Source organism: Geomonas oryzae (genome assembly GCF_004117875.1).
Taxonomy (GTDB): Bacteria; Desulfobacterota; Desulfuromonadia; order Geobacterales; family Geobacteraceae; genus Geomonas; species Geomonas oryzae.
This window is the reverse complement of the sequence record NZ_RAHW01000008.1, coordinates 140,269-160,163: the sequence shown is the minus strand read 5'-3', so window position 1 is coordinate 160,163 and position 19,895 is coordinate 140,269. Positions and strand designations below refer to the sequence as shown.

Sequence of the window (19,895 nt, the reverse complement as noted above, 5' to 3'; positions counted from 1 at the left end):
CCACGGATCAGGACGGAACATTTTTAATTTACTACTGCCACCATAAGCTCCGGGAGATCCGGATCGGCGATAAAAAAGTGTCACCCATGTCTCCGAACGACTGTCACCCTTGACTCCGGTCTATACACCCTTCGCAAAGGGGGGGGACGTTAGGGCTTGCTCTCTGCCAGACAAGTAACACCATCGGCTCCCCCAAATTCCCTGATGAACCATAAAAAAAATCCCCTGCCGGATACCGGCAGGGGATTTTCATTTGGTGCTTTGCGTTTCTAAACGAGGGCGAGCAGCTCCTTACTTGCAGCCGCAGCCGCAACGATCGCGCAGATCCGCCTCGTATCCCTTCTTCAGCAGCCTCGCCACGTCTTTCGAGTGGTAGGTCAGGATGAGGTCGGCGCCGGCGCGTTTGAAGGACATCATGGTCTCCATGACGACGCGGTCCTCGTCGATCCACCCCATGTTGGCGGCGGCCTTCACCATGCTGTACTCGCCGGAGACGTTGTACACGGCGGTGGGGAGGTTGAACTCGTTTCTCACCTCGCGCACGATGTCGAGGTAGGGAAGGCCGGGCTTGACCATCAGGATGTCGGCACCTTCCTCCACGTCCATGCGCGCTTCGCGGATCGCCTCGAGACGGTTCGCCGGGTCCATCTGGTAGGAACGGCGGTCACCGAACTGCGGGGTGGACTCGGCGGCCTCACGGAACGGACCGTAGTAGCCGGAGGCGTACTTCACCGCATAGCTCATCAGCGGGATGTTGTTGTAACCGTTGTTGTCCAGCGCCTCGCGGATCGCGGCCACACGGCCGTCCATCATGTCGGAGGGGGCGACCATGTCGGCGCCTGCCTTGGCGTGGGAGAGCGCCTCACGGGCCAGAAGCTCGAGGGTCTCGTCGTTGTCCACGTCACCGTTTTTGATCACGCCGCAATGCCCGTGGTCGGTGTACTCGCACATGCAGACGTCGGTGATGACGGCAAGCTTCGGGACCTCTTTCTTGATGGCGCGGATGGTCTCCTGGATGATGCCGGTATCGGAGTAGGCGTCGCTACCCATGGCGTCCTTCTGCTCGGGAATCCCGAACAGGATCACCGCCGGAACGCCCAGCTCGTAAACCTCCTGGGCCTCCTCCACGATGTTCTCGATGGACTGCTGGTAGATGCCCGGCATGGAAGAGATCTCCTTCTTGATCCCCTTGCCGAAGGCAGAAAACATCGGGTATATGAGGTCGTTGGCGGAGACAGAGGTCTCACGGACCATGTTTCTGAAAACTTCCTTGCCCCGAATCCTTCTCGCTCTGTACAACGGGTAGAACATAGGTCTCTCCTTTGCGTGTCTGCGTTGCGTTTCTGTTACTACTCAATTAGTAATGCGGGAATACTTCTTAGCTCTGCCGAAAATAGGAAACCATCTCCCGGGCCAGTGCGTCGAGCGTGTACTCGGCCGGCTCCATGTGCACCTCAAGCCCAAGATCGCGACAGGTCTTCGAAGTGATGGGACCGATGGAGGCGACCTTGACCCCTTCCATCAAGCGCAGAAAACGGTTCTCGCCAAGGATCGCGGCGAGGTTCTGCACCGTGGAAGAGGAGGTGAAGCTCACGCAGTCCAGGCGCTTCTCCTCGAGGGCGGCAAGCGTCTCGGCCGGGATATCTCCCGGGGTGCGGTTCGCGTAGGCGATCGGCGCGATGACCTGCGCTCCCAGCCGCCCCAGCTCTTCCGGAATCACGTCGCGGGCACGGTCCCCCTTCGGGAAAAGAACCCACTTCCCGTCGATGTCCATCTCGGCGAAGGCCGCCACGACTCCCTCGGCCTTGTAGTCGGCGGGAATCAGGTCGGGGCGGATGCCGTATGCCTCCAGGGCGGCGCCGGTCTTGGGGCCGACGGCGCAGACGCGGCAACGTCCGAGCGCCCGGGAATCCATGCCGTGCTCGCGGAGCCGGTTGAAAAAGTATTGGACCGTGTTGTACGAGGTGAAGATGATCCAGTGGAAGCTGTCGAGGGCGTTGATCGCCTCGTCGAGCGCCGCGTAACTTTGCGGCGGCACGATCTCGATGGTCGGGCAGCAGTGCGTGCGGGCTCCCAACTGCTCAAGCTTGGAGGCGAATTCGCCTGCCTGATCCGCACCGCGGGTGACCATGACCGAGCGTCCGAAGAGCGGGCGGTTGTCGAACCAGCGCAGCGTTTCCCTTAGACTCACCACCTCGCCGACCACCGTGATGGCGGGTGCCTTGAAGCCGGCATTTCTGGCCTTCTCGGCGATGTCGGCGAGCGTCCCGACCAGCACCTCCTGCTCCGGGCGGGTTCCCCATCTGATCAGGGCAACCGGCGTCTGCGGCGCGCGACCATGGTCCATGAGGCTCTGGGCGATATGCGGCAGGTTGGTGACCCCCATGTAGAAGACCACGGTGCCGCTTCCGAGAGAAAGCCCTTCCCAGTCGATCTCCGACGAAGCCTTACCCTTCTTTTCGTGACCGGTCACGAAGGCGACCGACGTGGTGACACCGCGGTGGGTAAGCGGGATGCCGGCGTAGCTCGTAGCGCCGACGGCAGCGGTTATGCCCGGCACGATCTCGAACGGGATTCCCGCCTCGACCAGCGCCTCGCACTCCTCACCGCCGCGACCGAAGATGAAGGAGTCGCCACCCTTGAGGCGTGCCACCACCTTTCCGGTGAGCGCCTTTTGCACGAGCATCTCGTTGATCTGGCTCTGCTCGCGGTTGTGCTCGCCGCCGACCTTCCCGGCGTAGATGAGCTCAGCCCCTTTCGGCGCGTAGCGCAGCAGTTCGTCGTTGGCCAAGTAGTCGTACATCACCACCTGGGCCTTCGCCAGGCAGTCGCGTCCCTTGACCGTGATGAGCCCCGGGTCGCCCGGCCCCGCGCCGATCAGGTAGACGTAGCCTTTGTTAGTCGTTTGAACGGTCATCTCGCACCAGGATAAGTGAGTGTCGTGCGCAAAAGGCAAAAGGCTAAGGTAGGACCGTTAGCCTTTAAAAACGGAAAAAGCGAAAGCGTTAACCACCCACCTTCGCCAAGGCTACGGTGGGCAGGCTCCTGCCTTCACCAAGGCTACGGCGGACAGGCGCAGAGGTCACAGAGGGCCACAGAGGAATTCGAAAGCGGAAGGTTTTAAACCTTCAGTCGCCTTTGATTTTCCTCTGTGTTCTCTGTGGGCCTCAGTGTCCTCTGTGGTAATGCTTTCAGGTTTATACCGGGATTTCCTTCTCCCGGGAGACTTCGCGCTGGTAGACCTCGGCGAGGATCGCGTGGCCGCCCTCGTTGAGGAGCTGCTCGGCGAGTTTCACGCCCAGCTTCTCGCAGTCGTCGGCCGGACCGGTCACGCTCCCTTTCACGGAGACCTTGCCGTCAACGCTGGCGATGAAGCCGGTCAGCTTCAGCTCGTCGCCGGTCACTTCGCCGTAAGCGGCGATGGGAACCTGGCAGCCACCCTCGCAGCGCCACAAGAGGGCGCGCTCGGCACGCACCGCGCGGCTCGTGTCGGGGTCGTTGAAGAAGGAGATCGCGTCCTTCACCGCCTCGTTGGAGAGGTTGCACTCGATGCCGAGGGCGCCCTGGCCGATGGCAGGCAGGGAGAGATCGGCCGGAAGGAGTTCGGTGACGCGATCAGCGAAGCCCAGACGGTTCAGGCCGGCGGCGGCGAGGATGACGGCGTCAAGCCCCTCGGTCTCCAGCTTGTTCATACGGGTCTCGACGTTGCCGCGGATGATGACCATCTCGAGGTCGGGACGGACCTTCAGGAGCTGCGCCTGGCGACGGAGCGCGGAGGTGCCGATACGGGCGCCCTGCGGCAGGTCGGCAAACTTGACACCTTTGGAGATCACCGCATCACGCGGGTCCTCACGCTTGGTGATGCAGTAAAGGCCGAGCCCTTCAGGGAACTCGGTCGGGACGTCCTTCATGCTGTGCACCGCGATGTCGATCTCGCCGCGCAGCATCGCCTCTTCGATCTCCTTCACGAAGAGTCCTTTGCCGCCGACCTGCGCCAGCGGCACGTCGAGGATCTTGTCGCCGATGGTCTTGATCTTCTTCAGGGTCACCGTCATGTCCGGGTAGCGTTTTTCCAGTTCGGACTTCACCCAGTTTGCCTGCCAGAGTGCGAGCTGGCTCGCGCGGGTTCCTATTCTCAGCTCCTTCAGCGCCATTTTGTCCGTTTCTCCTTTATCTGTATGTGTTCCAGTCTTTGTTCCGTTAGTCTTCCAGTTCCATCAGGTTCTCCTGCTCCGTTTCCGTCTGCAGGTCGAACAGGCTGCGCAGTGCGTCGACGTAGAGGTCGTTGCGGCTTCCCTGGTCGGTCCTTTTCAGAGTGCTCGTCGGCTGATGCAGCAGCTTGTTCATGATGGCGTTGGTGAGTGCTTCCAGCTTCTTCTCCGCACCGGGGGGGAGGTCCTTCCAGTTCGACAGGGTCTTCGCGAGCTCCGCCTTCCTGATCTCGTCGAAGTGGCTTCTGAGCGCCACGATGGTCGGGGTCACGTCGAGGGAGGCGAGCCACTTGAAGAACTGGCCTATTTCCTGCTCGACGATCGCCTCGGCCTTGGCAGCCTCGATCTTGCGCTGCTCCAGGTTCGTGGCGACGACGCCGTTCAGGTCGTCGACGGTGTAGAGGTAACAGTTCTCGACGTCGTTCACCTTGGGATCGATGTCGCGCGGCACGGCGATGTCGATGAAGAACATCGGCTTGTGCTTGCGGCGGCGCAACACCTCCTCCATGTCGTTTTCACGGATGATGAAGTGCGGGGCCCCGGTCGAGGAGAGGATGATGTCGGCCTTCGGGAGATGATCCATCAGGTCTTCGAAACGGACCGGCTTGGCGTCGAACTCCTCGGCGAGCTTTTCGGCGCGCTCGTAGGTGCGGTTCGTCACCATGACGCCGCGCACGCCGACGTTGATGAAGTGTTTCGCGGCCAGTTCGCACATCTCGCCTGCGCCGATAAGGAGGACGGTCTTGTCGCCGAGTTCGCCGAAGATCTTCTTGGCGAGTTCCACTGCGGCAAAGGCGACGGAAACGGCGGAGGAGGCGATCTTCGTCTCGGTTCTCACGCGTTTCGCCACCGAGAACGCCTTGTGGAGGAAACGGTTCAGGATGATGCCGGAGCTCTTGAACTCGGCGGCATAACCGTAGGAGGTCTTGATCTGCCCGAGGATCTGCGGCTCGCCCACGACCATGGAGTCGAGGCTCGAAGCGACGCGGAACACGTGGCGGGTGGCGTCCTCACCGTGATAGCTGTAGAGGTGCTTCTCCAGCGTCTCCAACGGGAAGTTGTGATAGTCAGCGAGGAAACGCTTAAGGCGCGCCATCCCGCCTGCGACGTCGCGGGTGGTGGCGTAAATCTCGACGCGGTTGCAGGTGGATACGATCACCGCCTCGGTGATGTCAGGCAACTCCACGAGGGTCTTGAGCGGTTTCTCCATCTGGGTGGGAGAAAAGGCGATTTTTTCCCTTATTTCAACTCCGGCAGTTTTATGCGAAAGGCCTACCACAATAATGTTCATAACAATGCCTGCCCCTTGGGGAAATCCCTTACTTGTAGCTGTGCAGTCCCGGCAGCAACAGGTTTACGCCGAGGAAGGTGAAGAGCATGATGACAAAGCCGAAGATGGAGAGCATGGCGGCCTTCCTGCCGCGCCATCCGGTGGTCAGCCTGCCGTGCAAAAGCGCGGCGTAGATGAACCAGGTGATGAGCGACCAGGTTTCCTTGGGATCCCAGCTCCAGTAAGTCCCCCACGCGGTCTCGGCCCAGATGGCGCCGGAGATGATGGCGAAGGTGAGCAGCGGGAAACCGAAGGTGAGGCAGCGGTAGCTGATGTCGTCCAGAAGGTCGAGCGCGGGGAGTTTCTGGAACATGGGCCCGAGGCGCCGCGTCTTCAGGAAGTGCGACTGGATGAGGTACATGATGCTTACGCCGAAGGAGATGGCGAAGGCTGCGTACCCCAAAAAGGCCATGATGGTGTGGACGGCGAGCCACTTGCTCTTGAGCGCCGGGTTGAGCGGTGGAATAACACTGGAGAAGGAGGCGGAGATCGCCATGACCAGAAGCGCCAGCGGCATCATGAAGGAGCCGAGGATGCTGATCTTGTAGCGCCTTTCGAAGAGGATGAAGATGCCGACGATGGCGAGGCTGAAGAAGGAAAGCGATTCGTGCAGGTTGGTGATCGGCGTGTGCCCGGCCTCGAGGTACCGGTTGACCGTGAAGCCGCAGTGCACGACGAAGCCCGCCAGGGTGAGCCACAGGCCCACTTTGCCGAGCGACTCCTTCGGCTTAAGCAAGTACAGGAGGTAGACGGCGGTGACAACCGCATAGATGACCAGGGTGCTGTTGAAGAGCAAGGCGTTCATGAAGGGTCCTTTTTTCCTGCTCCTACCGAGCCCGATGTGGCCCCGGTAGCTGAGAGCTTCTGGAGTATCTGGTCTATGGCATCTCTCTGCCCGGTCCTGATCAGCGCAGGTAGATCCAGCGCGGCAAGTTCGGCAAAAACCGGGTCATTGTATGCGTTCCCCACCTTTTCAGTCAATAGCTTTTCACGGACAGTTCCTAAAAGAGCAACCGCCTCGCTATATTCAGGACCGAAGAGAGGCTCAAGCTGTTCGACGATGCGCCGTGCCAGTGAAGGGCTGGCGCCACCGGTTGAAACTGTTATGAGTAGTTCTCCCTGTTGCAAAACGGCAGGGGTGGCAAAGTCGCTTTCACGAGGTGCATCGACGCTGTCTATGAGTACGTTGAGGGCTCGCGCCTCCTCCACGACCATGCGGTTGACACAGGGGTCGTCGGTGGCGGCGAAGGTGAGCACGGCGCCGGTCAGGTCGCCGGGCTGGTAGGCGCGGCAAAGGTGCAGCAGCTTTCCCTCGGCGGCTAGATGGGCAAGCGGCCCGCTAAGGACCGGGGACACAACGACAAGCTTCGCACCGGCTTCCACCAGCCGTTTCGCCTTGCGTTCCGCCACCCTGCCGCCGCCTACGATCACCACGAGCCGCCCCTCGAGGTTCATGTTGATAGGATAGTGGCGCACCATGTTTCTCCGGTAAGGGAATAAAGAGCCATGACAACCTCAACCGGCGCTAATATGGCCCGAACCGGAAAGAGTGTCAATGCTGAATACATGAACGATGCAGAGGGTTTCACTGGTATTCTTTCCCGCTCTCCGCGCGGGCAATTACTCCTTGCTTTTTTCATCCGCTCATTTATAGTAGAAACCACTTTTTTAATAAAGGAGAAGGTCAATGGCCAGCGAAAACGTACAAACCTTTACCGATGACAATTTTGAGAAAGAAGTACTGCAGTCCGACATCCCGGTACTGGTAGACTTCTGGGCCACCTGGTGCGCCCCCTGCAAAGCCATCGCGCCCCTCATCGATACGGTAGCGTCCGAATACGAAGGACGCGTCAAAGTAGGCAAGGTCAACGTGGACGACAACCCGGCGACACCCGGCAAATACGGCGTGCGCGGCATCCCCACCGTGATCCTCATCAAAGACGGCAAGGTAGTAGACCAGGTTGTCGGCGCCATTCCGAAGGCACAGCTCGACGCCCTGATCAAGAAAGCTCTCTAAAAAAGGAAAAAGCAGATGTTGTTCAAGAAGTTCGCGATGAAAGCCGTCCCCCTGGCACTCGCAGGGCTTTTGCTCTCCAGCCAGCCTGCAGCAGCCATCCTGCAGAAAGGGGATCCCGCCCCCCCGATCAAGCTGACCACCACCATCGGACAGCAGATCACGCTCAACAACTACAAGGGCTATGTCCTGGTAATGGATTTCTTCGCTACCTGGTGTATCCCCTGCAAGGAAGCGATACCGCACCTTAACTCGCTGCGTGCCAAATACGGCAAGCAAGGGCTGCAGGTACTCGGAGTCAGCGTCGATGAGGGGAGCGATCGCGACGTCAAGAACTTCATCGCGGAGAGAAAGGTCAGCTACCCGGTAGCCATCGCGGGTGAAGACCTGCAGACCGAATACGGGCTGCGCTCCATCCCTACCCTGTTCGTGATCAACAAAAAGGGCGTAGTGGTCGAAAGGTTCCAGGGTTTCTCGGACCAGACCGCAAGGGGACTGGAAGAGACCGTAAAAAGGCTCCTCGCCGAGTAGCAACACCCTGATTTGAAAAAGAAAAAGAGCGGCGTCACGCTGCGGCACCTAAAAGTGTCTCAGCGCGGACGCCGCTCTTTTTTTTGGCCGGACAGCCGCAGGCGCGTCATTGACATTTTTTAACATGATGGCAGGATTCGTTGGTGCTCGAACTGCGAAACGTCACGGACAAGAGGAGGCAGCTATGGAACTAAGGGCAAAGGGTGTGATAGGGGTCGGCCAAGGAGGCCATGCGGTCCTTGAGCTGAAAAGCAGTGCCGAAGCGGATCAAATCAGATCCCATATCGGCGAAGAAGTAGACCTCGTTATTGTCACCAAGGAAGACCCGGCAGCGTCCAAAGCAACCCAGCCATATTGGAACGTGGAAGACCAGCAGTAATCCCCATTAAAACTTCCAGTTCGCCCCTTGATCGAATCGCAATACCGTCGCGACGAAACTCTAGATCATGCCCCCCCGGGGCGGTGGGACCTCAACGCTTTGTCTGCGGGTACCAACATATTGTCGGCGGGCATCAACACTTTGTTGATGGGCACCAACATATTGTCGATGGGTACCAACATATTGCTGATGGGCACCAACATATTGATGATGGGTACCAACATGTTGCTGATGGGTACCAACATATTGTTGATGGGCACCAACATATTGTTGATGGGTACCAACATATTGTTGATGGGTACCAACATATTATTGATGGGTACCAACATATTGTTGATGGGTACCAACATATTGTTGATGGGTACCAACATATTGTCGATGGGTACCAACATATTGTTGATGGGTACCAACATATTGCTGATGGGTACCAACATATTGTTGATGGGCACCAACATATTGTTGATGGGTACCAACATATTGCTGATGGGTACCAACATATTGTTGATGGGCACCAACAAGGAATTGATCACGCCGAAGCGGAGGTCGGAACGTCACCGACGGCAGTCTGCCGCAGGTATGTGATGTCCCGCAACGGGGGCGCGCCGAATAACCGGCTGTATTCGCGACTGAACTGCGAGGCACTCTCGTAGCCGACGTTGAAGGCGGCGGTCGTAGCATCGACACGCTCGGTAAGCATCAGGCGCCGGGCTTCGTTGAGTCGCAGCATCTTCTGGTACTGCAATGGGCTCATCGCGGTCAGCGTCCTGAAGTGATGGTGAAAGGTCGAGGTGCTCATGTTGACGCGCGTCGCCAGGTCTTCGATACGCAGCGGGTTGCTAAAGTTCCCCTTCAGCCAGTCGATGGCCCGCGCGATCTGCTGACTCTGGCTACCCGCCGAGGCTATCTGCCGCAGCCTCGCCCCTTGCTCTCCCACCAGCAGACGGTAGATGATTTCCCGCTGGATCATCGGTGCTAGTATCGGTATGTCGTTTTCATCATCCAGCAGATCGACGAGCCGTTTAAAGGCGCTGACGAGAGGATGGGTCACCTCGCTGACCGCCATACCGCGGCTGGACTGCTGCGTACGCGGCTGCGGAAGGTTGCTGTCCAACATCAGTTGCGAGACCTCGCGCAGATCGAGCAGCAACCTGAGACCGAGGTACGGTTTTTCCGGGCTCGCCTCGATGACCTGGACCACCGTGGGGAGATGCACCGAGGTGATCAGAAAGTGCCTCGCGTCGTAAACCAGGGTCTCCTCTCCAAGCTTTACCCTCTTGGCGCCTTGAACGACCAGGCAGACGCTCGGTTCGTACATCCCGCTGACCGGCTCGGTCACCTCTTCACGTTTGAAAAGCGCCAGCCCCGGGATCGCGGTATCGAAAAGCTCCCCAGCTTCGGTCCATCGTGCAATGTTAAACTTCAAACTCTCGATAGCAGCGTCCATTTACACCACCTCCAACCATCCGCTCAACAGCTTGTTTTTTCAACAGTTCACCTGATGGCATCCTACTCAAGCCACGCGAGCTTTACAACTTTTTTTGCAGCGATCGCAGGATCAGGCAAAAAATAGACAGAATCGGTCTACCTCTCTTTTCTTTCCGGGTAGTAGGATCTGATCATCCTCAAAAGGGGATTACCCGGTTTGCGGGATGGAGCATGAGGCACACTGCGGTAAAATTTGCGGATGTGCCTGGCCCTCCATGCACCCCGGCGGTTTTGAGTCCTACAAAAGGAGAAACGGAATGCAAAAAAGGAAACTGGGTAAAAGCGGTCTCGAAGTTTCGGCGCTCGGCCTCGGGTGCATGGGAATGAGCTTCTCGTACGGCCCGCCCAAGGACAAACAGGAGATGATCACCCTGCTTCGGACCGCAGTGGAGCGCGGCGTAGACTTCTTCGACACGGCTGAAGTGTACGGCCCGTTCATCAACGAGGAGCTGGTCGGCGAGGCGCTCGCGCCGCTGCGCGACAAGGTGGTGATCGCCACCAAGTTCGGCTTCGACATCGCTCCCGGCAGGGACCCCAGGGGAATGAAGGGTGCGACTCCCGGGCTGAACAGCCGTCCCGAACACATCAGGGAAGTGGCCGAAGCCTCGCTCAAACGGCTCAGGATCGACACCATCGATCTCTTCTACCAGCACCGCGTCGATCCCGACGTGCCGATCGAGGAGGTCGCGGGAGCGGTGAAGGAACTGATCAAGGAAGGCAAGGTGAAGTATTTCGGCCTCTCCGAGGCGGGGGTGCAAACCATCCGCCGCGCCCATGCGGTACAGCCGGTGGCGGCGTTGCAAAATGAATACTCGCTCTGGTGGAGGCGCCCCGAGGAGGAGATACTCCCCACCCTCGAAGAGCTCGGCATCGGCCTTGTGGCCTACAGTCCCCTCGGCAAGGGATTCCTGACCGGAAAGATGGACGCAAGTACGACCTTCGACAGCAGCGACTTCCGCACCACCCTCCCCCGCTTCACGCCGGAGGCCCGCCAGGCGAACCAGGCACTGGTAGATCTCTTGAGCGACATCGGAGGGAAGAAAAAGGCGACTCCGGCGCAGATCGCCCTCGCCTGGCTTTTGGCACAAAAACCGTGGATCGTGCCTATCCCGGGTACCACGAGGCTCGAGCGCTTGGAGGAGAACATCGGCGCGACCGACGTCACCCTGAGCACTGACGATCTGCGCGAGATCGACAGCGCGGCCGCCAAGATCCATGTTGAAGGGGCCCGCTATCCCGAGATGTTGGAAAAGCTGACCAACCGCTAGCACAACACAAGAAACAGGAGGATAAACAATGTACAAAGCAAAAGCCTACTCCGCCGCAAGCTCAACCGCACCGCTGGCATCCACCGTCATCCAGCGCCGGGAACCGACCGAACGCGACGTCCAGATCGAGATCCTTTATTGCGGCATCTGCCACTCCGACCTGCACACGGTGCGTGACGAGTGGCAAAGCGTCATGCCCACCATCTACCCCTGCGTGCCGGGACACGAGATCGTGGGGCGCGTCACCAAGGTCGGCTCCGCGGTGACCAAGTTCAAGGCGGGCGACCTCGCGGGCGTCGGCTGCCTCGTCGACTCCGACCACACCTGCCCGAGCTGCAAGGCGGACCTCGAGCAGTTCTGCGGCAACGCTACCTTCACCTACAACTCTCCGGACAAGCATCTTGGCGGAGTCACCTACGGCGGATACTCGGACAGCATCGTGGTCGATGAGCACTTCGTGCTGCGCGTCCCCGCCAACCTGGAACTGGCAGGCGTCGCGCCGCTTCTCTGCGCCGGGATCACCACCTACTCCCCCATCCACCGCTGGGGCGACATCAAAGGGAAGAAGGTCGGCGTGGTGGGTCTTGGCGGCCTCGGGCACATGGGGGTGAAGTTCGCCAAGGCCTTCGGCGCACACGTCGTCGTCTTCACCACCTCCCCCGGCAAGAAGGAGGACGCGCTGCGTCTGGGTGCCGACGAGGTGATCATCTCCACCGATGCCGAGCAGATGAAGCAGCACGCGGGGACCTTCAACTTCATCCTGGACACCATCGCGGCGGATCATGACCTGAACGCCTACATCAACATGCTGGGTCTTGAGGGGAACATCACCCTGGTCGGGGCGCCGGACAAACCGCTCGCCCTCTCCTCCTTCGCCCTTCTCTTCGGCAGGCGCAGCGTCTCCGGCTCGCTGATCGGCGGGCTTGCCGAGACCCAGGAGATGCTCGATTTCTGCGGCAAGCACAACATCACCTCCGATGTCGAGATCATCCCCATCCAGCGGGTCAACGAGGCGTACGAAAGGCTGGTGAAGTCGGACGTGAAGTACCGTTTCTCCATCGACATGGCCTCCCTCAAGTCCGAGTAATCCCCATGTGGTTACTGCACGCAGTAGGGCGCCGGGTCCGTCACTGGACCCGGCGCCGCTCCCATTTTCTTCTCGCCCGGACCGTTCCCGGCTCCCGGGCGGGAAGATACGTCTTCACCGTATTGTGTATTGGAGGCCTAACCGCCATGGCGGCAGCATCTATCAACGGCAGCAGCACATCCGGGCAGAAAAGCCCCAGCCACTCTTCGCAGCAGGACGCGGCAGTGATGTCGACGGGGAGCTTCATTGAAAGCGCCCGGGTGATGTGGAACTTCTTCTTCAACAAGCCGGCCGGCACCGTTCCCACCGGGGAAATTCCGGTCCGGAAGATGTCCCGTGAGCAGTTGCTCGCGGCACCCGACAACACGGTCTTCCGTCTCGGGCACTCCACCGTTCTGTTGAAGCTGCAGAACGCGTTCTGGCTCACCGATCCGGTATTTTCCGACCGCGCATCGCCGATTCCTTTCGCCGGGCCGCTCAGATTTCACAAGCCGCCGATCAGCATCGAAGAACTCCCCCCGATAAAGGGAGTGATCATCTCCCACGATCACTACGACCACCTCGACCGGCGCTCCATCGTTGCACTGGCCAAGAAAACGGAATACTTCATGACGCCGCCCGGGGTGGGCGACATCATCGCCGAGTGGGGCGTCCCGTCCGCGAAAATCAGGCAGCTGGACTGGTGGCAGTCGATCAAGGTCGGCGGCGTCCTTTTCGCGGCAACGCCGTCCCGTCACTTCTCAGGCCGCGGGCTATTCGGCAGGAACAAGACACAGTGGGGTTCGTGGGTGATCCTCGCTCCGGACTTCCGGATCTTTTTCAGCGGCGATTCAGGCTACTTCTCCGGTTTCAAAAGGATAGGCGACGAGTACGGCCCCTTCGACCTGACCATGATCGAGGCCGGCGCCTACAACGCGAACTGGGCCGGCGTACACATGACGCCTGAGGAGACGATCCAGGCGCACCTGGACCTGCGGGGCAAAAGGCTCCTGCCAATCCACAACGGCACCTTCGACCTCGCCATGCATGGATGGCGCGAGCCTTTCGACCGGCTTGCGGCACTGGCACAGGCACGCTATGTCGAGGTAGCCTTCCCCGTGATGGGTGAACCGGTACTGCAGCACGAGACGGGTCCGTACAGGCACTGGTGGGCGAGTGTCGACGCGCCACATGCCGGCACGTCCGCCCTGCTGCCTGAGCCTGATGCGGTCCATGGACAACGCTGAGGGAAGTGAGTGCGAAACGGCACCAAGGCAAATCCCCCCCGTCCCCCCTTCGCAAAGGGGGGAGCGCGAGGTCACCCGCGGCGCTTCGAGATCGTTCCTACGGTCCTCCGTGGGAACGCACGTTGGGGGACGCTCCAGCGTCCCCTAAGCAGACGCCGGAGCGTCCGAGGCTTTGCGTTCCCACGCTGGAGCGTAGGAACGATGAAACAGGGAATTCCGGGAGAATCGCCCTTTGAGGCCTCCCCCTCCCTTGACGGGAGGGGGCCGGGGGGGAGGGTGAAGCCGCAAGATACGGAAATGATGGCGCCTTCCCCCACCCCCTAACCCCCTCCCGCAAGGGGAGGGGGAACTAAAGGTGCCTGTTAGAGATCGTCCCCACGATCCTGCGTAGGAACGATGCAAACAGGCAAGGAGGCTGACATGACGACGGAAAACAAGGAAAACAGGAGAGGGGTCACCCGGCGCGACTTCATCAAGGGAGTCGGCGTAGGTGGAGGCGCGCTGGTACTCTTCGGGCAGTTCGGGGTGCACTCGGCCGCATGGGCCCTTTCCGGCGAACCGGCCCTCAAGATGATCGTGGTGGATTACGGCAAGTGCACGGGGTGCCGGACCTGTGAGACGGCCTGCGCCTCACGTAACCGGCCGGTTTCGGTCAAGGGGAAGGAACTCCCGGGACTGGGCAACCCGATCCACGCGAACATCCGGGTGCACAGCTTCAACCCCGATGTTGACGTGGCAGGCGTCTGCGCCATGTGCGCCGACACTCCGTGCGCGAAGGCATGTCCGGTCGAACCGGACCCGCGCGGCCGGCGTGCCTTTTACCGCGACGACGCGACGCACACCATGCGTAACGATGAAAAACGCTGCATCGGCTGCCAAAGCTGCGCCAAGGCCTGCGCCTCGCAACGCACCGGCGTCATCCGTCCCAACCCGGAGACGGGACGCCCGGAAGGGATGTGCACGCTTTGCGGCGGCGACCCGCAGTGCGTGAAGCGCTGTCCCTTCGGCGCCCTCTCCTACGTGGAGGTCAGGCGGGACAGGAAATTCTACGGCCTCGGGCCGGAAAAGATCGCGGCGGAGCTGGCCAGAAACTGGTACGGCACGACCAGCTTCGGAGGTGCCCAATGAGCGCGAAACCAGGATACTACGGCAAGATATTGAACGTCGACCTCTCCACGGGGAAAAGCGAGACGGTCCCCGTCTCCTCCCGAGACCTGGACCTGTTTGTCGGCGGCCAGGGACTCGGTATGAAGCTCCTATGGGACCGGCTGAAGAAACCCGGCGTCGATGCGCTGTCCCCGGAAAACCCGCTCATGTTCATACCGGGACCGTTCTCCGGACTGCCGGTGCCGTCCTCTTCGAGAACCTGCGTGGTCACCAAGTCTCCCATCACGGCACCGATGGCTTCCGATCACCCCCATGCCTCTACGGTCACCTATTCCAACATGGGCGGTTTTTTCGGCCCCGAGCTTAGGTTCGCGGGGTACGACGGCCTGGTGATCACGGGAAAGGCCAAGGAACTCAGCTACATCGTGATCGACGACGGCAAGGTGGAAATCCGGGATGCCCGGAAATTTAGAGGGATGCGTACCGACGCCTTCGACAAAGCGTTCCTCGAAGAGCTCGGCGACCGCAAATTCAAGACCGTCTACATCGGCCCCGCCGGTGAAAAGCTCGTCCCCTATTCCAGCATCATCCACACCGCCGGAAGGGCTGCGGGGCGCGGCGGTTCAGGCTGTGTCATGGGCTCCAAGAACCTGAAAGGGATCGCAGTCAAGGGGACGGGGCAGCCGAGCGTGGCTGATCACGAGCGCTTTCTCGCGGCATTGGAAAAGGCGAGGAAAGCGCTCTACGGCACCGCTTACGCCAAGTCATGGGCCGAGCAGGGAACCGCGCGGGCCATTGTCGGCAACAGCAAGGCCGGGACCGAGTCGGTGCGCAACTACCGCGAAGGGACCTTCACGGAGGCGGACAAAATCGGCGGCGATGCAGCGCGGCGCGACGTGTGGGTAAGGGACATTGCCTGTTTCTGCTGTCCTTTAGCCTGCAAGAAAAGCGGCGTCACCAAGGGGAAGTACGGCGGCGTGGTCCATGACGGGCCTGAGTACGAAACCGGCGTCATGCTCGGCTCCAACCTGATGATCTCCGACATGCCGGGACTTCTCAAAGCCATCACCGTCATCGACGACCTCGGGCTCGACCAGATCTCCACCGGCAACGTGATCGGCTTCCTGATGGAGGCCTACGAGAAGGGGATGATCGACCGCAAATTCCTCGACGGCATCGACCTCAAATGGGGGAGCGTGGACGCGACGCTCGCCATGATCGAGAAGATCGCCGCCCGCGACGGCGTGGGGGAACTGGCAGGCAAGGGTGTGGCGGGGCTTGCGCGACACATAGGCCAGGGGAGCGAGAAGTTCGCGATCCACGTGAAGGGGCTCGAACTCGCCGCGCACAACATCCAGGCGAACCAGCCGAGGGGGCTATCCTACGCCACCGCCTCGCGGGGCGCCTGCCACATGAGCGGCGACAACATCGCCATGCAGAACAGGCGCGCCATGCTCGACTCCACCGGGATGTGCTTTTTCCCCACCTTCGAGCCGGCGCTGGAGGAGCCCATGCTGGAGCTTTTGAGCGCGATCACCGGGCACGAGTACGACAAGAAAGAGTTCGAGAAGGCGGGAGAGCGCATCTTCAACCTGGAGAAGGTGTTCAACTACCGTGAGGGCTTCCGCCGCGCCGACGACAGGCTCCCCGACCGTTTCTTCGAAGATGCCTTCACCATCGGCGCAAAGAAGGGAGCCGTACTCGACCGCAAGGAGTTCGAGACCATGCTCACCCGTTACTACAAGGACCGGGGATGGGATCCCGAGAGCACGAAACCGGGGACGGCGAAGCTCAAGGAACTGGGACTGGATTTTATTTGAGAGGATTTCGATGAGCAAGAAAAGCAGCAAGGAAAACATAGGGACCTGGAAGGTACTGACCGTCTATTTCTCTCATTCCGGCAACACGCGGGAATGCGCCAGGCAGATCAACGAAAGGGTTGGGGGCGACCTGCTGGAACTGATCCCGGCTCACCCGTATCCGCAAGATTACGACACGGTCGTCGCCCAGGCGAAGCGGGAATTGCAGTCACGTCACCGCCCCGAACTGAAGGTAACGGTAGCGGACCCGGCCGATTACGACATCATCCTCGTAGGCTCCCCCAACTGGTGGAATACGGTGGCGCCGCCGGTGATGACCTTTCTCGCCGGACACGACCTGACCGACAAAGCCATCTTCCCGTTCATCACCCATGAAGGGACGGGTCTCGGGCGAAGCGCAAGGGACATCGCCGAGCTTTGCCCCGGGGCTACGGTGCTCGACGGCATCGCCATCCGGGGGGGAGAGGTCAAACGAGCAGGAGAGAAACTGTCGGAATGGTTGCAGAAGCTCGGCATAGCAGAGGCGGCTTGATATAAAACACGGAGGCGGCGATGGCAAAACAAGAAGAAGGTAAAGGGATGAGCGATCTGGAGGCGGTTGCACCGGAGTTCGCAAGGCTCACCAAGGATTTCCTTTTCGGCGAAATATGGGAGCGGCCGGAACTCTCGCCGCGGGACAAGAGCCTGATCACGGTCACCTGCCTCGTAGCGCTGAACCGTATCGAACAGGTGGAGTTCCACCTCAAAAAGGGGCTGGAAAACGGGCTGACAAAGGAAGAGCTGGTGGCAGCGATAACGCACATTGCCTTCTATGCAGGCTGGCCTACGGCAGCCTCGGGGTTCGCCCACCTGAAGCATGTGCTCGACAGCATGCAGGAGTGATGACAAAAAAAGCCACTGGCTTTTGCCAGTGGCTGCTCCCTTTGGGAATAGGACCGAATTTGGAGCAAAAGGAGAGGAAACGCGTGCTACCAACCAGCTGCGACAGCCACCACTGCACAGCGGGAAACTCGCTATAAAGAATCCAGTTACTGCCACCACCGCACTTCAGCTTGCCCGCTCGCCGAGGCGGCGGCCCGCGCCGAAAGGGTACGAAAACTGGACCAAACCCCACGGCTGAATCCTATGGCGGAAAGGAGCCCCACCTTGTCGCACGGCGTCTGGTTGTGGAAGATGAACTGGTCACCCAGGAACTCGAAGCCGATCCGCTCTCCCTCCCCGACGCGGTCGTGAAAGACACAAAAGACGGTGCGCGGCGAGATTTTCTCTTCGGGCCAGTATTTTTCGAGGCGGCGGATCTTTTTTACCAGGTCAGTCCCGCCCATTCCGGGAAGCGCAACGGCGGTACAGACTATGGCAAACGGATCGTCGCTCTGGTAGCTTGCGACAAACCTCCGCACCCCCTCCTCTGCGTCCCTCGCCGATTCGACGATACAATGAGGCGCCAGCATCTTCTCCAACAAGACCCGTTTCGCCTCGCTCCCTTCGACGATCAACGCCCGCATAGTCTCCCCCAAAGGCAGAAAGCTGCCATTCCATAACAGTGTCCATGGTCACAGGATATGCGCGAAAGAGAATCGGAAATAGCGGGAAGAGGACGATTTTCTTGTAGGACTGCGGCTGGTGACAATGGAACCTGCGGGGCCACGAAGCGCCGTGCGTGACCTCGCGCCCCCTTTGCGAAGGGGGGAACGTGATGCCATGCTCACTGCTTCGAAATTAAAGCCTCGTGGTGGTCCTGCAGCGTTAAGGCTGTGGGGTGGCGGTGAGGTAGCGCTCGGCGAGGTAGGAACTACGCACGTAAGGGGCGCTTTCGACGTGGGTGAGACCGGCGAGAAGCGCCTTCTCCTTCAGCGCCTCGAAGCGTTCCGGTTCGACGAAACGCTGCACCGGGTAATGCTGTCGACTGGGGGCGAGATACTGACCAAGGCTCAGGTAGCTGCATCCTGCGGCAACCAGATCCTCGAAGACGGCTACGAGTTCATCTTCCTCCTCGCCAAGCCCGAGCATGAGCCCGGATTTCGTCTTGAGATCAGGCCTCAGCCGGTGCGCATCGGCCAGCAGTTTCAGAGACCTCTGATAATCGGCGCCGGAGCGGATTGCGTAAAGCCGGGGAACGGTCTCCAGGTTGTGCCCGAGGATGTCCGGCTCGCTTGCCAGCACCACCTTGAGGGCCTCCAGGTCGCCGCGCAGGTCGGGGATCAACAGTTCTATTTTGGTCGCCGGAGAGGCCTTGCGGATTTCCACAACGGTCGCGGCGTAATGGCGGGCGCCGCCGTCCGGGAGATCGTCGCGGGTGGGGCTGGTGATGACGACGTGGGAGAGTTTCAGGCGGCAGACCGCCTCGGCAACCGCGGCCGGTTCCCCCTGTTCCGCGGGAAGCGGCGTTTCCTTCGAGACGGAACAGAAGGAACAAAGCCTCGTGCAGGCCCGCCCGAGGATCAGGAAGGTCGCCTGCCGCTGTCTAAAGCATTCGGTTATGTTCGGGCAGCGCGCCTGCTGGCAGACCGTGTTCAGGTTGAGCTCCTTTAAAAGCCCTTCCATCTCCGCGTGGGCCGCCGGAGTGATCTTCTTCTGCAGCCATTCCGGCTTTCGCAACTGGTCCACTGCTTCCACCCTTTCCCTCTGTTCCTGCATCAGCAGCGCCCCTCGAGGGTCCACTGCCGGCAACGGTACTTGTGCTCTTCAAGCTTCTTCGCCACAACGGCCTCTTCAGGGGTTAGCCCTTGCGCCGTAAGCTCAACGCCCAGGCGCTCCTTAAACGATGCCACAAGGAGTTCTTTCAGCTCCTCCGGTTCCGGCCTTCGCCCAAGCTCCGCGAGGCTCACCGAGCGTGCCGCCCCCGGGGCCGGTTCTTTCAGGAAACGCAGCCCCTCCTGCACCCTGCTTTCCAGCGGAATTGAGCCGTGCTGCAGTATGGCGCCGGAGAGCCTGCGCTGGGCGTTGCCGCCGATCTTGCGGTCGTTAACCACCACGTCGAACTCCTCCTTTCCGGCGAAGCAGAAGGCGGTCCGCTCGCCGAGGCGTTCCTCGGAGGGGTTCAGGTCGACGGCGAAACGGGCATCGAGCCCCAGGCGCTCATAGGTGCCGAGAAGGAACCCGCAGAGCTTTCTGAAGCCTTCCTTCACCCCACTGCTCCCGAGGTGATCCGGCGCGCAAACGATGCTGTAGGTGACCTCAGCGGCATGGTAGATGATGCCGCCGCCGGTCATGCGGCGCACCACCGGAACACCTTCGTCCCGGCAGAGATCGAGATCGAGCGCCGCGGCCGCGTCCTGGAAGCGCCCGACGGAAAGCGCGGCGGGGCTCCAGCCGTAAAGGCGCAATACCGGACGCGTCGGATCCTTCTGGAAACAGTTGAGGAGCGCCTCGTCCAGTGCCATGTTCCCCGGGCCGTCCAGCGGCCCGGTATCTATCAGTCGCCATGTAGTCATAAA

20 protein-coding genes and 1 pseudogene are annotated in these 19,895 nt (G+C 60.4%); 11 read left to right on the top strand and 10 right to left on the bottom strand.

All coding sequences use genetic code 11. The features are described 5' to 3' along the window. Window positions 1-291: 291 nt before the first annotated feature. From hemB to D6Z24_RS19010, 6 genes are all read right to left on the bottom strand, one after another. Window positions 292-1,311 carry a porphobilinogen synthase gene (gene hemB, locus D6Z24_RS19035; RefSeq protein ID WP_129128196.1) on the bottom strand — a complete coding sequence of 340 codons (1,020 nt, stop codon included), beginning with the start codon at window positions 1,309-1,311 and terminating at the stop codon, window positions 292-294. A 67-nt stretch (window positions 1,312-1,378) separates the two neighbouring features. After that, complete coding sequence (gene cobA / locus D6Z24_RS19030; RefSeq protein ID WP_129128195.1) at window positions 1,379-2,917, bottom strand: uroporphyrinogen-III C-methyltransferase; 1,539 nt, start codon at window positions 2,915-2,917, stop codon at window positions 1,379-1,381. A 280-nt stretch (window positions 2,918-3,197) separates the two neighbouring features. Next, window positions 3,198-4,154: a hydroxymethylbilane synthase gene (hemC, locus tag D6Z24_RS19025; protein ID WP_129128194.1), complete on the bottom strand. Its 957-nt coding sequence runs from the start codon at window positions 4,152-4,154 to the stop codon at window positions 3,198-3,200. Window positions 4,155-4,200: 46 nt separating this feature from the next. Continuing rightward, complete coding sequence (gene hemA / locus D6Z24_RS19020; RefSeq protein ID WP_129128193.1) at window positions 4,201-5,502, bottom strand: glutamyl-tRNA reductase; 1,302 nt, start codon at window positions 5,500-5,502, stop codon at window positions 4,201-4,203. Window positions 5,503-5,530: 28 nt separating this feature from the next. Then, entirely contained in the window at window positions 5,531-6,346 is an 816-nt protein-coding gene (gene ccsB, locus D6Z24_RS19015; RefSeq protein ID WP_129128192.1) for a c-type cytochrome biogenesis protein CcsB, read from the bottom strand. After that, a complete protein-coding gene (locus D6Z24_RS19010) occupies window positions 6,343-7,020 on the bottom strand; it encodes a precorrin-2 dehydrogenase/sirohydrochlorin ferrochelatase family protein (protein WP_246014731.1) in 678 nt (225 codons plus the stop codon). The genes ccsB and D6Z24_RS19010 overlap by 4 nt, the downstream gene beginning before the upstream one ends. 208 nt (window positions 7,021-7,228) lie before the next feature. Between D6Z24_RS19010 and trxA the strand changes: the two genes are divergently transcribed. The 4 genes and pseudogenes from trxA to D6Z24_RS22110 form a co-directional block, all read left to right on the top strand. After that, entirely contained in the window at window positions 7,229-7,558 is a 330-nt protein-coding gene (trxA, locus tag D6Z24_RS19005; protein WP_129128190.1) for a thioredoxin, read from the top strand. A gap of 15 nt (window positions 7,559-7,573) precedes the next feature. Then, a complete protein-coding gene (locus tag D6Z24_RS19000) occupies window positions 7,574-8,086 on the top strand; it encodes a TlpA family protein disulfide reductase (RefSeq protein WP_129128189.1) in 513 nt (170 codons plus the stop codon). 184 nt (window positions 8,087-8,270) lie between these two features. Beyond that, entirely contained in the window at window positions 8,271-8,465 is a 195-nt protein-coding gene (locus D6Z24_RS18995; RefSeq protein WP_129128188.1) for a hypothetical protein, read from the top strand. Between the two features lie 83 nt (window positions 8,466-8,548). Then, a pseudogene (locus D6Z24_RS22110) lies at window positions 8,549-8,869 on the top strand (hypothetical protein); the annotation flags it as partial. A gap of 122 nt (window positions 8,870-8,991) precedes the next feature. Here D6Z24_RS22110 and D6Z24_RS18990 read toward each other — a convergent pair. Beyond that, window positions 8,992-9,909 (bottom strand): AraC family transcriptional regulator, encoded by a 918-nt coding sequence (locus tag D6Z24_RS18990; protein ID WP_129128187.1) that lies wholly within the window; start codon window positions 9,907-9,909, stop codon window positions 8,992-8,994. Between the two features lie 298 nt (window positions 9,910-10,207). On the opposite strand from D6Z24_RS18990, the gene D6Z24_RS18985 reads away from it, so the two are divergent. From D6Z24_RS18985 to D6Z24_RS18955, 7 genes are all read left to right on the top strand, one after another. Beyond that, window positions 10,208-11,218: an aldo/keto reductase gene (locus tag D6Z24_RS18985; RefSeq protein ID WP_129128186.1), complete on the top strand. Its 1,011-nt coding sequence runs from the start codon at window positions 10,208-10,210 to the stop codon at window positions 11,216-11,218. 28 nt (window positions 11,219-11,246) lie between these two features. Next, window positions 11,247-12,305, top strand: coding sequence for an NAD(P)-dependent alcohol dehydrogenase (locus D6Z24_RS18980; protein ID WP_129128185.1), 1,059 nt, complete (start codon window positions 11,247-11,249; stop codon window positions 12,303-12,305). 146 nt (window positions 12,306-12,451) lie between these two features. Further along, a complete protein-coding gene (locus D6Z24_RS18975) occupies window positions 12,452-13,531 on the top strand; it encodes an MBL fold metallo-hydrolase (protein WP_198419589.1) in 1,080 nt (359 codons plus the stop codon). A gap of 420 nt (window positions 13,532-13,951) precedes the next feature. Beyond that, the gene (locus tag D6Z24_RS18970) at window positions 13,952-14,659 is read left to right on the top strand and encodes a 4Fe-4S dicluster domain-containing protein (RefSeq protein ID WP_129128184.1); all 708 of its coding nucleotides are present in this window, start codon (window positions 13,952-13,954) and stop codon (window positions 14,657-14,659) included. Beyond that, window positions 14,656-16,458: an aldehyde ferredoxin oxidoreductase family protein gene (locus D6Z24_RS18965; protein ID WP_129128183.1), complete on the top strand. Its 1,803-nt coding sequence runs from the start codon at window positions 14,656-14,658 to the stop codon at window positions 16,456-16,458. The genes D6Z24_RS18970 and D6Z24_RS18965 overlap by 4 nt, the downstream gene beginning before the upstream one ends. Window positions 16,459-16,468: 10 nt before the next feature. After that, a complete protein-coding gene (locus tag D6Z24_RS18960) occupies window positions 16,469-16,990 on the top strand; it encodes a flavodoxin (protein ID WP_129128182.1) in 522 nt (173 codons plus the stop codon). Between the two features lie 20 nt (window positions 16,991-17,010). After that, window positions 17,011-17,340: a carboxymuconolactone decarboxylase family protein gene (locus D6Z24_RS18955; protein ID WP_198419588.1), complete on the top strand. Its 330-nt coding sequence runs from the start codon at window positions 17,011-17,013 to the stop codon at window positions 17,338-17,340. Window positions 17,341-17,486: 146 nt separating this feature from the next. Here the strand turns inward: D6Z24_RS18955 and D6Z24_RS18950 are convergent, their stop codons facing one another. The 3 genes from D6Z24_RS18950 to D6Z24_RS18940 all read right to left on the bottom strand — a co-directional run bounded on the left by D6Z24_RS18950 (window position 17,487) and on the right by D6Z24_RS18940 (window position 19,892). Next, window positions 17,487-17,963: a response regulator gene (locus D6Z24_RS18950; protein WP_129128181.1), complete on the bottom strand. Its 477-nt coding sequence runs from the start codon at window positions 17,961-17,963 to the stop codon at window positions 17,487-17,489. Window positions 17,964-18,204: 241 nt separating this feature from the next. After that, window positions 18,205-19,095 carry a lipoyl synthase gene (gene lipA, locus D6Z24_RS18945; RefSeq protein ID WP_129128180.1) on the bottom strand — a complete coding sequence of 297 codons (891 nt, stop codon included), beginning with the start codon at window positions 19,093-19,095 and terminating at the stop codon, window positions 18,205-18,207. Continuing rightward, window positions 19,095-19,892 carry a lipoate--protein ligase family protein gene (locus D6Z24_RS18940; protein ID WP_129128179.1) on the bottom strand — a complete coding sequence of 266 codons (798 nt, stop codon included), beginning with the start codon at window positions 19,890-19,892 and terminating at the stop codon, window positions 19,095-19,097. Before D6Z24_RS18940 ends, lipA begins: the two co-directional genes overlap by 1 nt. Window positions 19,893-19,895: the final 3 nt, after the last annotated feature.

What these genes read in the sequence shown, in the direction of transcription:
- trxA (WP_129128190.1), top strand. Translation starts at nt 7,229, where the DNA reads ATGGCCAGCGAAAACGTACAAACCTTTACCGATGACAATTTTGAGAAA.
- D6Z24_RS18970 (WP_129128184.1), top strand. Translation starts at nt 13,952, where the DNA reads ATGACGACGGAAAACAAGGAAAACAGGAGAGGGGTCACCCGGCGCGAC.
- D6Z24_RS18995 (WP_129128188.1), top strand. Translation starts at nt 8,271, where the DNA reads ATGGAACTAAGGGCAAAGGGTGTGATAGGGGTCGGCCAAGGAGGCCAT.
- hemA (WP_129128193.1), bottom strand. Translation starts at nt 5,502, where the DNA reads ATGAACATTATTGTGGTAGGCCTTTCGCATAAAACTGCCGGAGTTGAA.
- ccsB (WP_129128192.1), bottom strand. Translation starts at nt 6,346, where the DNA reads ATGAACGCCTTGCTCTTCAACAGCACCCTGGTCATCTATGCGGTTGTC.
- lipA (WP_129128180.1), bottom strand. Translation starts at nt 19,095, where the DNA reads ATGCAGGAACAGAGGGAAAGGGTGGAAGCAGTGGACCAGTTGCGAAAG.
- hemB (WP_129128196.1), bottom strand. Translation starts at nt 1,311, where the DNA reads ATGTTCTACCCGTTGTACAGAGCGAGAAGGATTCGGGGCAAGGAAGTT.
- D6Z24_RS18980 (WP_129128185.1), top strand. Translation starts at nt 11,247, where the DNA reads ATGTACAAAGCAAAAGCCTACTCCGCCGCAAGCTCAACCGCACCGCTG.
- D6Z24_RS18985 (WP_129128186.1), top strand. Translation starts at nt 10,208, where the DNA reads ATGCAAAAAAGGAAACTGGGTAAAAGCGGTCTCGAAGTTTCGGCGCTC.
- D6Z24_RS18940 (WP_129128179.1), bottom strand. Translation starts at nt 19,892, where the DNA reads ATGACTACATGGCGACTGATAGATACCGGGCCGCTGGACGGCCCGGGG.
- D6Z24_RS18975 (WP_198419589.1), top strand. Translation starts at nt 12,452, where the DNA reads ATGGCGGCAGCATCTATCAACGGCAGCAGCACATCCGGGCAGAAAAGC.
- D6Z24_RS19010 (WP_246014731.1), bottom strand. Translation starts at nt 7,020, where the DNA reads ATGGTGCGCCACTATCCTATCAACATGAACCTCGAGGGGCGGCTCGTG.
- D6Z24_RS18960 (WP_129128182.1), top strand. Translation starts at nt 16,469, where the DNA reads ATGAGCAAGAAAAGCAGCAAGGAAAACATAGGGACCTGGAAGGTACTG.
- hemC (WP_129128194.1), bottom strand. Translation starts at nt 4,154, where the DNA reads ATGGCGCTGAAGGAGCTGAGAATAGGAACCCGCGCGAGCCAGCTCGCA.
- D6Z24_RS18955 (WP_198419588.1), top strand. Translation starts at nt 17,011, where the DNA reads ATGGCAAAACAAGAAGAAGGTAAAGGGATGAGCGATCTGGAGGCGGTT.
- D6Z24_RS18965 (WP_129128183.1), top strand. Translation starts at nt 14,656, where the DNA reads ATGAGCGCGAAACCAGGATACTACGGCAAGATATTGAACGTCGACCTC.
- cobA (WP_129128195.1), bottom strand. Translation starts at nt 2,917, where the DNA reads ATGACCGTTCAAACGACTAACAAAGGCTACGTCTACCTGATCGGCGCG.
- D6Z24_RS19000 (WP_129128189.1), top strand. Translation starts at nt 7,574, where the DNA reads ATGTTGTTCAAGAAGTTCGCGATGAAAGCCGTCCCCCTGGCACTCGCA.
- D6Z24_RS18990 (WP_129128187.1), bottom strand. Translation starts at nt 9,909, where the DNA reads ATGGACGCTGCTATCGAGAGTTTGAAGTTTAACATTGCACGATGGACC.
- D6Z24_RS18950 (WP_129128181.1), bottom strand. Translation starts at nt 17,963, where the DNA reads ATGCGGGCGTTGATCGTCGAAGGGAGCGAGGCGAAACGGGTCTTGTTG.